The sequence below is a fragment of the Pedobacter anseongensis genome, from assembly GCF_037482965.1.
GTDB lineage: Bacteria > Bacteroidota > Bacteroidia > Sphingobacteriales > Sphingobacteriaceae > Pedobacter > Pedobacter anseongensis.
Window position 1 is genome coordinate 896,189 of sequence record NZ_JBBHKB010000001.1, and the last position, 15,578, is coordinate 911,766.

Sequence of the window (15,578 nt, forward strand, 5' to 3'; positions counted from 1 at the left end):
ACCAAGTTGAGATAATTAACAAAGGTGGTATAGTTGATAATGATATGCAGCGCGTTAGTCATTCGGCTAAAGATATGTTCTATAACCTCTACCTTACATTTGCTTAATTAAGGAAACTGCTTTCTCTAAATAATATGCACCATCGATTGCATTCTTATCGAATACCATCATATAGTTATAATTAGCGCCAGAAAATCGCTCCCAAGCTTTTCCCAGCCTAAGTTTTGCAGCACTATCGGAGTTGTCTCGATCTGAACCTTTGATTTCTACCAAAATAACCCTATTACTTTTTGTGACGATTATAAAATCTGGATAGTGATTTGACTTATATCCATTAAGCGAATAGCCTTTCCCTTTAACTAAATTTCTATGCCAAAAGGAAATATTTGGGGCACTTGAAACTTCTCTAATAAATTGTTCTTCCAAACCATTCATATCTGCTTCGTGCGCATATAACGAATTGCCTATATCATTTCCAATTCTTGGAGGAACAATGATTTCCTCAAATTTCCAAATGGGTTGTACTTTAATTCTACTTGTTTGTATCCAATCGTTAAATATTTCCTCAGCACTTAAGTCTGCTAAATCATTTATTTTTTTTCTAATTAAATCACTATAGGATAGTTTATACTGATTAAAATCTTGTAATTCTTGAGCAGACATATTCTCCAAAATTCGGAATACGTATTTCTTAATCTCATTTTCAGCAATTGGAGGCATTTTACCAATTTGTTTAATTACAAAATAGGTCAAATCTTTAATCTGCCCTTCTCTCGGCTTTGCCAAAATGTAATCTGTGATTTGTTGTTGAACATCCCCCTCAATCTTAAAAGGGCTCATCTTATACTCTCCCTCACTTATTTCTTCGGTGTCAATCTTATATAAATCAGAAGAAACACTTTTAAAATGAATTTGAGTATCCTTATCAGAAAGTTTAAAATGCTTTAATAGGTTAACTCTATCTAACATTTCAACACCTCCTTCATCCATCAATAAAAACTCATTCTTTGGTGTTTCGATTACAAATTTCGGCAAAACAATTTCCATAGCCTGCTTTGCCACGCTTTCACGCATTCGATATTGTTTTACTTTTATGCCCACCTCTGTAAAAATTTGAAAAGGAGAATTGGATAACGACTGACTTTCTATCAGTGCTTGGAATTGTTCTTGTTGCACCAATGCCATAGCTTCAATTTCAAGTAATGCAGTTGGAGGGGACGGATGATCTACTGCCAAATTGAACTTTATGTTTTCAATATCGACTCCAACATCTTCTAATTGAACTTGGGTTTGTTTAGGAAATAAATAATCTTCTAGTGTTACTTGCTTAATTTCCTCCCTAACTACCTCAGTCATTATATCTTTATCACGATAATCCTTTTCGCTGAATCCCGATTGTTGCAATCCTTTTATAATGTTCTGGAGTGTATCTTGAAATTTTAAGGATGCTGTTATTACATAAGAAAGATTTAACATCGTGCTGTTATGTTTCATTACATACGGTTGGCGTAAAACACGACCTAAAATTTGCGTCACATCAACTTCAGAAGACCGATCTGCAAGGGAAGCTAAAATGTAAGCAAAAGGGCAATCCCAACCTTCCTTTAAAGCATTTATGGTAATAATGTATCTAACTGGGCATTCCTTACTCATTAAGTCTACGCCTTTTAGTTCATCCTTATTAGCTGTTTTGATCTTAATTTGCTCTTCTGGGATGCCAACAGCTGTGAGTTGAGCCTTTAGTTTTTCGAATGTAGTATTATCTTCCTTCACCTTCGATTGGGCCTGAAATAAAACAATTGGACGAATATATTTTCCACCATTTTGTTCTAAACTAATCGCTTCATTTTCTAGTTTCCTTTGCAAATGTAAAGCGCTTTCGATAACCCCTTCTATGTTTTGATGATTGTAAACAATAACTGGCAATTTAACCATGTGCTCTTTTTTGAGCTCCATTGCCGAAACTAAGCTTACTATATTTGCATTCTGTTTTGGGGTGGCCGTTAAATCGAGTATGAAACTAGGGTTTAAATTTTTAAGCATTTCAATGCTCAAATCGCTTTCTGCATTATGACTCTCATCAACCACCAAAACTGGATTAAGGCTGCGAATAACATTAATTAATGCTTCCTTTTCTGTCCCTTCTAACACGAAACGTTCGTCTATAGAATCAGCAAAATTTGCGAGATTAGAATTCTGTTCATTTATCTTACGATCATCCTTATTTTTTGCCCTTATAGATGCAAAATTCATCACCATAATACTTAACTGCTCTTTTACGCTTGAAGAATTAAAACTCGCTCCTTGTAACAATTCCTTCTTCTCGTATACTTGTACCCTATTATTAAATAATGAATTTAGCTTTTGGCAATACGGGTGATCCGGACTAGACAGGTTTTTTACAGTTTGATCTAATAAGTTACTCCAGGGCACTAGCCAAACAACCGCTTTTGTTTTATAATCGGGCATTGCATCGAAAATAGTTTTAAGCGAATTGCAAGCAATAAATGTTTTTCCACCAGCAGTTGGCACTTTAATGCTCAGGTGTACAGCACCAGGGACAGTATTCTGATATGGACGCATTCCCTCACCTGTTATTGGATTGTAATTGCCTGCCTTTTGCCAAAATGAATTAAAAGCCTTATCGGCCCTTTTATGTTCTTGGAGATGAGAAAAGTACTCCTGCAAATCGTCTATTACTTGCTTTTGGTAGGTTTTTAATTCCATAAGCTAAAACCGGGTAATGTCTCGAGGAATTTTCTTGAACTCAATGTTCTTTTCTCTCATAAATGTTTCAGGGAGTAAACAGTTGTCGGCATAAATGATATATCGCTCTGCTTTATGTTTAACAAAGTCTGCCAAAGCCTCGTAATCTAAGGTGGTTAAACCATCCCCATCATAAATAAAATAATAACTGGTATCGTTATGTGATCCGAGATAAGGACTTGTGTTATCTCCCGAATAACTCACTCTTGTTTCGGTAAACCACACGTATTCTCTTATCTTTTCTTCTCCTACAATTTCATTGAGGTTATTATCTTCATTAAAAAGCGGTTCTCCTAATGTGTAATAATCGAAGCTTCCACCAGTTGGTTCTTTATCGGCATAGCCATTAATTACACGTTTTACTCTTTCGGCAGTGATGGTTTGTGCATAGTCTTCCATTTCGATTAAAATAAATTTTCGATTGCCTCCATCTTGTTTGTTGAGATTTAAAACAGCATGAGCCGTGGTACCAGAGCCAGCGAAGCTATCGAGGATGATGGAGTTTTTGTCTTCAACTAAATTAATAAAGAACTTAATCAAAGAAGTTGGTTTAGGGTAATCAAAAATCTGTTTTCCAAAAATCTTTTCTAGTTCTTTTTTTGCTCCTTCATTAGTATCTATATCGTCATTTTTTTTATCTAATGTAACCGAGAAGTACTTTTGTTTAAGTAAGTTAGTCGGGGCTTTAAAACTCTCTGCTAGTCTTAAAAATCTTATTGAAAACATATCCGATTTAATAACAAATTTGGTTCCTTGCTCAACTTCAAAATCTAATGTTTTTTGTATCCATTTGAAATTGCTGCTTAGCTCAAAATCAACATCCGAATAACCATTAATTATCTTTATGGTTTGATGTAAGTAGGCCTTTTCATACTGTTTAGAAGGAAATTCACAATCTTCCATTTTAAAAAAAACATCTTCCTTTTTGAATTTAATTTTAGTCAATGGATTTCCAGAGTTTATCAGAGGAGCATCTCCTCCATCTCCTAATTCTGCGATATATTTAAAATTTGTTCTTTTTCTCTCGTAGCAAACTATGTATTCAACAGTTTTTCTTGATTTATTAGCCAGACTAGGCGGTGTAGACGTTTTCGTCCAACAGAAATAATCTATAAAGTTAGATGCGCCAAATATCTCATCTAGAATTGTCTTTAAATGTGCTAATTCATTATCATCAATAGAAATAAATATTACTCCATCATTTGCTAACAACTTATGTAACAATTTTAACCGAGGATACATCATACACAACCACTTATCATGGCGTGTTAAATCTTCACTTTCTTTCCCTACAACCTTCCCCAGCCATTTATTTATTTGTGGAGAATTTACATTATCATTATACACCCACCCCTCATTTCCCGTATTATAAGGTGGATCAATATAGATACAGTTTACTTTGCCTTCGTACTTAGGCAAAAGAGATTTTAAAGCTTCGAGATTATCGCCATTTATAATCATGTTGCCGTCGGTAATTGGAGTAGTTCTTTTTACAGTGCCAGAAAAACTATACTTGTGGTTTAGTACTTTATAAGGAACCTCTAAATGATGATTAATGATTTTATTTTTACCAATCCAATGGAGTGTAGGCATAAAAATTTAGTGCACAAAAAAACGCGGGTTAGTTACAATGCTCGTATTCTGTGGGGTTCGAAGCCCATACCTACAAAGCAAAGTAACGCCCACGTTTTACCGTGAGCGCTAGCTTAAACTTCCCTGTAGGTATTTTGAATATTTCGAACTTTCAGAATACAGGTTTTTTCGCTAAACGCTTATTTTATATGTCTTTTTTAATTTCTAATCTATAATTTTTCTTTTTGTTGAGGTAAATATAGTGCATTTAACTTTTGCCTTCCAAAACATTTCCTCAATATTAAATTTTAAATAATTTTTGCCCTTAACTATATACTTAATTACTCCTAACTGCTTTATTAGTTGATTTACAACTTTTAGGCAACGTTTTCTTTTGTATTTTATTTTATACCCCTATTTATTTTGAATTAATTTCCTTATTATTGTTGGAAATTAGCGTTAGGACTCACATAATTAACTAAAAATTAAACTTGAATGAGAATAATATACCTCATTCTGTATGAACTAAATTATACCAAATGAAACCGTTATGAGCAAGCACTCTCCTCTATACATTAAAAATCTCATCATCGCTTCATAACTATTAAAACACAAATTGTATTCCTATGAAAAAACCTCTACTATTAGTTTTACTATGTTTAGCCGTAATAAGCTGCAAGAAACCAGTTAAAATAATCGATCCGCCTACAAAAGCCGTTTTATCGCTACCGCTAAATAACGAAGCATGTACCAGTGGCACAGTTACTTCGCCCACATTAAGCTCAATTCTATTTAAGTGGACTGCCTCTCAGAATGCTGAATCGTATGAACTTACCATAAAAAATCTTGAGACTGGTGTTACCACTACACAAACCACTACAACTCCAGAATTAGCAGTAACCTTAACTAGAAACATGCCCTATTCGTGGTTTGTAACTGCTAAGTCGTCTAAAATTGCTACAACCGCAGTTAGCGATACCTGGAAATTCTACAATGCCGGAGAAGCCTCTACTGCTTTTGCACCTTTCCCTGCCGATTTAACCTTCCCTAAAATGGCACAACATGTTACGCCTACAGCTGGCAAACTTAATTTAACATGGACGGGTAGTGATGCAGATAACGACATCTTAAACTATGATATTTATTTGGGAACAACCAATACTCCTGTCTTGATAAAAGGAGCCCAAACCGGTTTAACCTTGACAGACGTGCCTGTAAATGCCGGAACAACTTATTACTGGAAAGTGATTACTAGAGATAATAAAGGAAACACCTCTGATTCTGGAATTTACGTTTTCTATACCAACTAGTTAAATCAACACGCAAAACACCTTTAATACTACGATAATGTTTAAGAATTTAAAAATATATATACTAGGGATGCTGTGTGCATTAACACTTGTGTTCCCACAATTTGCTAAAGCTCAAGGATTAAATCAGTCGATCGTTACCACTGGGCCATATGCTACCACCTACTACTTTACCAATACCGACTTCGATTTGAGTCCGATTATTTATGCATCGTCAGGGCTACCCATAATCTACTCGTCGAATAATCCGGCAGTAGCTACCATCGTTGGAAATAAAATTCATCAAGTTAGTGTTGGTTCTTTTGTATTAACCATGTCTCAACCTGGAAATGCCACCTATAATGCCGCTCCAGATTTAGTGGTAACTATAACTTTGGTAAAAGGATTTCAAAACATTTCTTTCCCAGAAATGCCTGCTAAATCGATTTCTGATGCAGATTTCGATCCAGGAGCAGTTTCTAACGGAGGCTTAGCGATCACGTACACTAGTAGTAATCCAGCCGTAGCTACCATTGTTGCTGGCAAAGTTCATATTGTAGGTTTAGGAACCTCGAACATTACAGCCTCTCAACCTGGTGATGCAAATTATAATGCAGCGCCAAGTGAAATTAGATTATTGAGCGTGAGTCCGAATGCACAGACGATAACTTTTGCGCCAATTAATAAAGTTTACCTCGATCCTGTATTTGTACCTAGCGCTTCTGCGAGTTCTAACTTACCTATTACCTATTATACTAGTAGTAACCCGGCAGTTGCAACTGTCTTCAATTCAACATCGATACGTATTGTAGGCGTTGGTACATCAACAATTACCGCTTTCCAAAACGGCAGTCCAATTTATCAGGCCGCCAGTGCTTCTACTACATTAACCGTAGGTAAAGCAAATCAAAATATCTTTTTAAGTTCTACCGCAACTAAAAGTTTTAATAACCCAGATTACGATCCACTAGGTAGTGCAAGCTCTACTCTACCAGTTACCTATGCCAGTAGCAATGCGGCAGTAGCTACTATTGTAGCCAATAAGATACATATTACTGGAGTAGGAACAACAACCATTACCGCTTCTCAAATAGGCGATGCAAATTATAATGCTGCAATTGATGTAACACAAAGCTTAACCATCACTAAAGCAGATCAAATTATTACGTTCCCAGACATGGCATCGAAACCTTTGGGCAGCCCTGATTTCGATCCGGGTGCTACGGTTTCTTCGGGCTTACCTGCTGTTTATACTAGTAGTAATCCTGCCGTTGCAACCATTGTGGCCAATAAAGTACATGTAGTGGGCCTAGGAACAACAACCATTACAGCAGCACAACCTGGTGATGCAAACAATAATGCCGCCACGAGTGTATCGAAAACGCTTACTATTAGTGGTTTGGGGCAAGTGATTAACTTCCCTCCAATACTTCCGAAACTGGTTGGAGATGCAGATTTCGATCCAAATGCAACTGCTTCTAGTGGTTTACCTGTTACTTATTCGAGTTCTAATACAGCTGTAGCTACTGTAGTTGGCAGCTTAATTCATATAACTGGAGCAGGGACAGTAACCATTACAGCAAACCAATTGGGCGATTCGAACTACGCTGGAGCAAGCGCTTCTGCTACCTTCACGGTAAGCAAAAGAGACCAAACAATTACTTTCGATCCAATACCAACAAAATTAAGAAGTGATGCAGATTTTAGCCCAGTAGCATCTTCTACCTCGGGTTTACCAATTACATACAGTAGTGGTAATCCAGCAGTTGCCATTATTGTTGGTAACACGATTCGTTTAGTAGGCGCTGGTACAGCAGTAATTTCGGCAAATCAAAGTGGTGATGCATCATTTAACGCTGCACCGGCAGTAACGCAAACCTTAACGGTAAATAAAGGAATTCAAGTAATTACTTTCCCAATTATTGCTCCTAAAAACCCTGCAGATGTAGATTTTGATCCAGGGTCTACGTCAAACTCGGGTTTACAAACGGTTTATACCAGCAGCAACCCGGCAGTAGCAACTATTGTAGGTAGACTAGTTCACATTGTGGGCATTGGAACTACCCAAATTACGGCCACCCAAGCTGGTGATGCAAATTATGAGCCTGCTAGCTTAAGCAGAACACTTAACGTAGCTGCCTTAGAGCAGGTGATTAATTTCCCTGCTATTCCAAATGCAGCAACAGGCGATGCAGACTTTGATCCAGGAGCAACTGTAAATTCTCCACTTGCCATTGTTTACACCAGCAGCAACCCTGCAGTAGCAACTATTGTTGCCGGAAAAATACATGTTGTTGGTGTAGGTACAACAAGTATCACCGCTTCGCAACCTGGAAACGGCGTATATGCGGCTGCCGTAAGCAGAATACGCCCATTAACTGTAACTAAAAATATTCAAACGATTACTTTCCCGATCTTGCCAACTAAAACGATTGGAGATGCAGACTTTGCAACGGGAGCAACCATAAATTCGCCATTAGCCATTGTATACACCAGCAGCAACCCTGCAGTAGCAACGGTAACAGGTGGAATCGTTCATATTGTAGGTACGGGAACAACAACCATCACCGCAGCACAACCTGGAGATGGCACTTACGAACCTGCAACAAGCGTAAGCAGAGTGCTTACCGTTAATGGTAGTGCAGTACAAACCGTGGCCATTTCGCCTATACCTGATAAACCGTTTGGCACATCAGACTTTAGTCCAGTTGCAGTAACTACGAGCGGTTTGGGCATTGTATTTAGTAGCAGCAACCCTGCCGTAGCAACGATTGCTAATAACCAAGTTCATATTGTAGGTATTGGTGTAACTACCATTACCGCTACTCAACCTGGAGATGCAAACTTTGCTGCAGCAAGCGCTTCTACATCAATGACTGTAATTAAAGGAACACCGACAATATTCTTCTCAGGTATTCCTAATAAAATTGTAAATAACCCCGATTTTGATCTTTTCGCCTCAACTACTGCAGGCTTAACGATTACTTACTCAAGTAGCGACCCATCAGTGGCGACCATCGTAAACGGAAAGGTACATTTAGTCGGTGTTGGAACAGCGATCATCACCGCGTCTCAACCAGGAAATGCAAATTACAATGCCTCAACAGCAAGTCAAACCTTAACGGTTGACAAAGGGATTCAATTTATTACCTTCCCGACAATTCCTCAAACATCGCCATCTACGGCAGATTTTGATCCAGGAGCAACTGTAAGTTCTGGTCTTCCCATTACCTACACAAGTAGCGATCCGAGTGTGGCAACAATCGTTGCTGGGAAAATACATGTCGTAGGTTTAGGAAGCACATCAATTACCGCTTCTCAACCCGGTAATGCCAACTATCTTGCAGCAACAGATATCGTAAGAACACTGACCATTGGAAAAGGCTTCCAAACTATCATATTCCCGCTAATTCCAGCGAAAATTTTAGGAACTGCCGATTTTGATCCAGGAGCAACTGTAGCCTCGGGATTACCAATTACCTATACAAGTAGTAATCCTGCTGTGGCAACTATTGTAGCTGGACAAATACACATCGTTGGTTTAGGTAGCACAATCATTACTGCTTCTCAGGTTGGCGATATCAATTTTAATCCGGCAACCGACGTAGCTAGAGTATTTAACGTGAGTGCGAACCCTCAAGTAATCACCTTTGCTTCATCAATAAGCAAAGTGTTTGGCAGTGCCGATTTTACTCCAGAGGCTTCGGCAAGTTCGGGTTTAGAGTTAACCTTCACCAGTAGTAACCCAGCTGTGGCTTCCATTATTGAAAATAGAGTTCGCATCAATAAAGTAGGTACTAGTATAATCACAGCTACACAAATAGGTAATTCTTCATTTGCAGGTGCAACAGCGGTGTCTACACTAACCGTAACGAAAGCAGATCAAACGATCACCTTCCCTGTTATTCCAAATAAACAAAGAAACGATCCTGATTTTGCAATCGGAGCAACCGCTTCTTCTGGTTTAACAGTATTCTATACAAGTAGCAATCCTTCGGTAGGTGTAGTGATCGGAAATCGTCTCCAAATTGTAGGTATGGGATCAACAGTAATTACTGCTTCTCAGCCGGGCGACACAAACTTCAATCCTTCGTTAAATGCCTTCCAAACGGTAACGGTAGTGAAAGGAGCTCAAATCATTTCCTTCCCTGACCTTCCAGTTAAAGCCTTAACTGATGTAGATTTTGATCCAGGAGCGACTGTAAATACTGGTTTTACCGTTACTTACCTTAGCTCGAACACGAATGTTGCCACTATTGTAGATGGAAAAATTCATATTGTTGGTTTAGGAAACTCTACAATTACAGCTTCAGTTGCAGGAACTGCAGATTACGATGCAGCACTAAACGTAAGCAAAGTGCTTACCGTAAAAGGGCTATCACAAACTTTAATCTTCGGTGCAATTGCAGATAAAAAACCTAGTGATGCTGATTTTAATCCTGGAGCAACTGTAAATACAGGGCTACCTATTGTTTATACAAGTAGTGATCTTTCAGTTGCTACTATTGTTGCTGGCAAAATTCACATCGTTGGTGTAGGAACCACTACCATTACTGCCACTCAAGCCGGCGACGGAACCTATGCTTCGGCAACAGCTTCAGTTACCTTAACAGTTGCAAAAGCTACTCAAAACATTACTTTCCCTGCAATTGCGAACAAAAGTGTGGGTGATGCCGATTTTGACCCGCTAGCCACTTCTAGTTCAGGTCTTGCAATTGTATATACTAGCAGCAACCCTGCAGTAGCCACCATTGTTGCTAACAAAGTTCATATTGTAGGCATAGGAACAACAACAATTACTGCTACGCAAGCCGGCACAATCGATGTAGCACCTGCAACAGCATCTGTTAACTTAACGATTACTCAAACTGCACAAACGATTAATTTCCCTGCCATTGCCGCTAAAGATATCACAACCGTTGATTTTGATCCAGGGGCAACCGCAAGCTCAGGTTTAGCGGTGAGTTATAGTAGTTCAAATACCGCAGTAGCCACAATTGTAGCTGGAAAAATTCATATCGTTGGCGCAGGAACAAGTACAATTACAGCAACGCAAGTCGGTAACGCCACATTTGGTGTTGCTGCCCCAGTTTCTGTTCAATTAACCGTAAACAAGGGCAATCAAACGATTACCTTCCCTACGCTTACGCTTAAAGCGCCAACTGATGCAGATTTTGACCCATTAGCAACAGCAAGTTCTGGCTTAACGATTAGCTATAGTAGTTCAAATACCGCAGTAGCCACAATTGTAGCTGGAAAAATTCATATTGTAGGATCTGGTTCGTCTGTAATAACCGCCTCGCAAGCAGGTAACACCAATTATAATGCTGCAGCAGAGGTAACACAAACATTAGATGTTGTATATACATTACCTGTAAGCAATTTCAATGTTAAAGCAACGGACGAAACATGCAAAGCAAGTAACAATGGCGCAATAAACATTCAAGCTGTTCAAGCGTTGAATTACACTGCGTCTGTAACGGTAAATGGTGGAACTACAACTTATCCATTTAGCACGGTGCTAGCAATAAATAATCTACAAGCTGGATCTTACAATGTTTGTATCGCCGTTGCAGGACAGCCTAACTACAAACAATGTTTTGATTTGGTGATAAAAGAGCCAAAAGATCTTGCGGTATTTTCGAGCATTAAGGACAATGGAAATTCGGTACTTTTAACCTTAGAAGGTAGCGATTCGTACAGAATCGATGTAAACGGACAGATCATCACAACAAATAAACAAGAGGTTCTTGTTCCGCTAATAAAAGGAAATAACATCGTTAAGATATCTTCTGACCTAAACTGTCAAGGTGTAATTACGAAAACATTCTTAACAAACAATGTCATTTCACTTTATCCTAACCCAGTTAAAAATGTCTTGAACATTACTACTGGAAGTAACGAATCGAATACCGTTAAAGTAGAAATTCATGCACTCGACGGAAGATTAGTTCACAGTAGTTTACAAAAATCTGAATACGGACAAGTAGCTGTTGATCTTTCGAAATTGAACAAAGGATTATACGTGTTAACGTTAACAGTTGGAAATTCGAAAACAGTTCATAAGATTCTTAAAGATTAATTAATCTTAACGATTGAAAAAAGTCCCGATTTGCATCGGGACTTTTTTTTTGGCTACTATTTTAACCCTTTAACAAATAAGTAACATAATAAAAAAGCCTCGATTTTTACATCGAGGCTTGAATATTTCTTAAAGAGTTGGATTATACTAACAACCTAACCGGTTCTTCTAACAATGCTTTTAAGGTTTGCAAGAATGCTGCGCCTGTTGCGCCATCTACCACACGGTGATCACAACTTAGGGTTACTTTCATTACGTTACCTGGTACTACAGCACCATTTTTTACCACAGGAACCTGAGATATACCCCCCACAGCCAAAATACATGCATCTGGTGGATTAATAATGGCAGTAAACTCATCAATGCCAAACATACCTAAGTTAGAAATAGTAAATGTGCTTCCTTCCCAATCTGCAGGTTGTAATTTCTTCGCCTTAGCACGTTGCGCAAAATCTTTTACCTCAGCAGAAATGTGCGATAAGGATTTACCGTCTGCAAAACGAACAACAGGTACCAATAAGCCATCTTCTACGGCAACAGCTACACCGATATTAACATGCTCATTATAACGAATTTTATCGCCCAACCATGATGAATTCACATTAGGGTGTTGCTTTAATGCTATTGCACATGCCTTTAACACTAAGTCATTAAACGAAACCTTAGTAGGCGCATATTCATTTATTTTGGTACGGGCGGCAATTGCACCGTCCATATCAATACTCATGGTTAAATAAAAATGAGGTGCAGTAAACAAGCTTTCAGCTAAACGCTTTGCTATTACTTTACGCATTTGCGTTACTGGTTTCTCCGTATATTTTTCTTCTCCTATAAATACTGGAATTGATGAAGCTCCTTTCTCTTTCGAACTTTCTGCCTCTTTCGGACTTTCAGACTTCGGACTTTCTGGCTTAAAGTTTTCTACATCCTTCTTAATAATTCTTCCACCATCTGCACTTCCAGCTACTTGTGATAAATCTATTCCTTTATCTTTCGCAATCTTTTTCGCTAATGGTGAAGCAATAATTCTTCCGCCATTTGCATTGGCTACAACTTGTGCTCTTTCTTCTGCTTTCGGACTATCCGCCTTCTGACTTGAGACTGCCGAGTCTGGATTTTCGGCTTTCTGACTTTCTGACTTAACAGGCGCTGATCCGCTATCTAAAATTGATGAAACATCTGTACCTTCTGGACCAACAATGGCAATAATACCATTTACTTTAGCCGCTTCGCCTTTCTTTACACCGACATGCAATAAGGTTCCAGTGGCATAGCCCATTACTTCCATAGTTGCCTTATCGGTTTCTACATCAGCTAAAATATCATCATCCTTTACTTTATCACCTACTTTTTTATGCCATTCAGCAATTACACCTTCAGTCATGGTATCGCTAAGCAAAGGCATACGAATTACCGTTACTCCTTTTTTACTTAACTCCTCTTCACTTAGGCCTGCTGCTTGATCATTGCTCTTTGTTCCTTGCTCCTTATTCTCTTCTTTCGGACTTTCTGACTCCGGACTCGAGACTGCCGAATCTGTACTTGAAACTCCCGCTTCAGCTTCCAACGCCGCTTTATAATCTTCGCCCTCTTTTCCGATAACTGCAATTACGGCATCAACAGGAACCGCCTTACCTTCTTCAACGCTAACAAATAATAATGTTCCATCCCAGTACGATTCTAAGTCCATCGTAGCCTTATCGGTTTCTACTTCGGCTAAAACATCACCACTTTTTACCTTATCACCCACCTTTTTATGCCATTTCGCCATTACCCCTTCGGTCATGGTGTCGCTCATTTTGGGCATTTTAACTATATCAGCCATTTATTTTATATCTATGTAATATGTTGTTAAAAATTATTGTTGATAAGCGTAATCTGATTGTACGTAAACATCTTTGTAAAGTTCTGATGCATCTGGCCATGGCGACTCTTCTGCAAATTTTACCGACTCGTCTACAATTTCTTTCACTTTCTCTTCAACTGATGTAATCCAAGCTTCGTCGGCGTATTTCTCTTTCAAAATCACTTCCCTCACTTGCTCAATCGGATCTTTTGCTTTGTATTCTTCCAATTCCTCTTTGGTACGATACTTCGCTGGATCAGACATCGAGTGCCCGCGGTAACGATAAGTTCTCATTTCCAAGAATGTTGGTCCTTCTCCATTACGAGCACGTTGTATGGCCTCATCCATTGCATTGTGAACTGCAACTGGATCCATTCCATCAACTGGAGCGCATGGCATATCAAAACCTAAACCAATTTTATAAATATCAGTCATGTTTGTGGTACGCTCTACTGACGTTCCCATAGCATAACCATTGTTTTCGCAAACAAAAATTACAGGTAGTTTCCATAACATGGCCATATTAAACGATTCGTTAAGCGCTCCTTGACGAACAGCACCATCGCCCATGTAACAAATATTTACATTTTTAGTGCCTTTATATTTCTCTGCAAATGCAATACCGGCACCTAATGGCATCTGACCACCTACTATTCCATGTCCGCCATAAAAATGGTGCTCCTTGCTAAAAATGTGCATCGAGCCTCCTTTACCTTTAGAACAGCCTGTAATTTTACCATACATTTCGGCCATGATGCTATTTGCACTCATTCCCAAGGCTAATCCATGCGCATGATCACGGTATGAGGTAATCATCGAATCTTCTGGGCCCATGGCAGAAATTGCACCTGCAACTACTGCTTCTTGACCAATATATAAGTGGCAAAATCCACGAATTTTTTGTTGTCCGTATAGCTGGCCCGTTTTCTCTTCGAACTTGCGCATTAGCAACATCGACTCGAACCATTTCAAATAGGTATCCTTATTTATTTCTACTGCACTCATGTTAGCGGTATTGATTTTTATTTACGAGAGCAAATCTAATTTTTTTTCTTGTATTTTAAGGTACAATTAAGACTAAAATAGTGATAATCTATCTTTAAAATTACTATTTATAAATTATTGACGAGGCATTACATATAGGGTGAATGGGCTTCACAAATCAATATCAACAAATAAGATTTTATACATCTGGATGTGTTTCGAATTAAATTTCGATAAGCGATCCCTTTTCACACTATTATTTAACCCAAAACTTAAAGATTTCCCAAATTTATATATGGCGAATTGTGCTGCATGATGAAGATAATAACGCATTAAATTCATAATGAACAGAAAACATTTGGATAACAAATACAAATCACTTACTTTTGCTTTCCTAACAATAAGCCCTAGTGGTGTACGTTTAAGTGTAAGTGCTTCACAACCCAAACTTAACAGTATAACATGATTAAAAAGTTTTTGTTTTCGACTCTCATTGTATTAGCAAGTTTTAGCATTGTTTTTGCCCAAACTAAAGCCAAACAAGAAACTAAATCAGAAGAAGACCCAGATAATTTAGCCTCGCAATATTTTTCGCAGGTAATGGGTGTTGCCATAAACGCAACTTCTAATTTAAAATTATACAAATTTATTTACGAGTGGATCGGTACACCTTATAGCTTTGGTGGTAACACGAAGAGAGGAATTGACTGTTCTGCATTCGCAAAAACCATTTACGAAAAAGTATTTAATACCACTATCCTTCGCAACTCGCGTGATATTTTTAGTATGACCGACCCTTTATCGAAAGATGAATTAAAAGAAGGGGATCTGGTTTTCTTTAAAATTAAAAGTCGTAGCATTTCTCACGTTGGCGTGTACTTAGGTGATAACCGTTTTGCGCATTCAAGTTCTAGTGGGGTTAAAATAAGTAATTTAAACGAACCTTATTATAGTCGCTATTTCTATAAAGGTGGAAGAATTTTAGAATCTTCAAAGAAAGACTTTGTTGAGGAATAAGTACTAAAATCAATAAAATATG

The 15,578-nt window shown here is 38.2% G+C and carries 7 protein-coding genes; 3 read left to right on the plus strand and 4 right to left on the minus strand.

Annotated elements, in window-relative coordinates; translation table 11 throughout:
* Window positions 1-93: 93 nt before the first annotated feature.
* Both WG904_RS04100 and WG904_RS04105 read right to left on the minus strand, forming a co-directional pair.
* Window positions 94-2,727, minus strand: coding sequence for a DEAD/DEAH box helicase (locus WG904_RS04100; RefSeq protein ID WP_339578015.1), 2,634 nt, complete (start codon window positions 2,725-2,727; stop codon window positions 94-96).
* 3 nt (window positions 2,728-2,730) lie between these two features.
* Window positions 2,731-4,359, minus strand: coding sequence for a site-specific DNA-methyltransferase (locus WG904_RS04105; RefSeq protein ID WP_339578016.1), 1,629 nt, complete (start codon window positions 4,357-4,359; stop codon window positions 2,731-2,733).
* A 605-nt stretch (window positions 4,360-4,964) separates the two neighbouring features.
* Here WG904_RS04105 and WG904_RS04110 point away from each other — a divergent pair.
* Together WG904_RS04110 and WG904_RS04115 are read left to right on the plus strand one after the other, a co-directional pair.
* On the plus strand, window positions 4,965-5,648 hold the full coding sequence (locus WG904_RS04110; RefSeq protein WP_339578017.1) for a hypothetical protein: 684 nt from the start codon (window positions 4,965-4,967) through the stop codon (window positions 5,646-5,648).
* A 37-nt stretch (window positions 5,649-5,685) separates the two neighbouring features.
* Complete coding sequence (locus WG904_RS04115) at window positions 5,686-11,709, plus strand: T9SS type A sorting domain-containing protein (RefSeq protein WP_339578018.1); 6,024 nt, start codon at window positions 5,686-5,688, stop codon at window positions 11,707-11,709.
* A 142-nt stretch (window positions 11,710-11,851) separates the two neighbouring features.
* Here WG904_RS04115 and WG904_RS04120 read toward each other — a convergent pair whose 3' ends face one another.
* Together WG904_RS04120 and pdhA are read right to left on the minus strand one after the other, a co-directional pair.
* Complete coding sequence (locus WG904_RS04120) at window positions 11,852-13,534, minus strand: pyruvate dehydrogenase complex dihydrolipoamide acetyltransferase (protein WP_339578019.1); 1,683 nt, start codon at window positions 13,532-13,534, stop codon at window positions 11,852-11,854.
* 33 nt (window positions 13,535-13,567) lie between these two features.
* Window positions 13,568-14,560 (minus strand): pyruvate dehydrogenase (acetyl-transferring) E1 component subunit alpha, encoded by a 993-nt coding sequence (gene pdhA / locus WG904_RS04125; protein ID WP_339578020.1) that lies wholly within the window; start codon window positions 14,558-14,560, stop codon window positions 13,568-13,570.
* 441 nt (window positions 14,561-15,001) lie between these two features.
* Here pdhA and WG904_RS04130 point away from each other — a divergent pair, with 441 nt between their 5' ends.
* Entirely contained in the window at window positions 15,002-15,556 is a 555-nt protein-coding gene (locus WG904_RS04130) for a C40 family peptidase (protein ID WP_339578021.1), read from the plus strand.
* The last annotated feature ends 22 nt before the right edge of the window (window positions 15,557-15,578 follow it).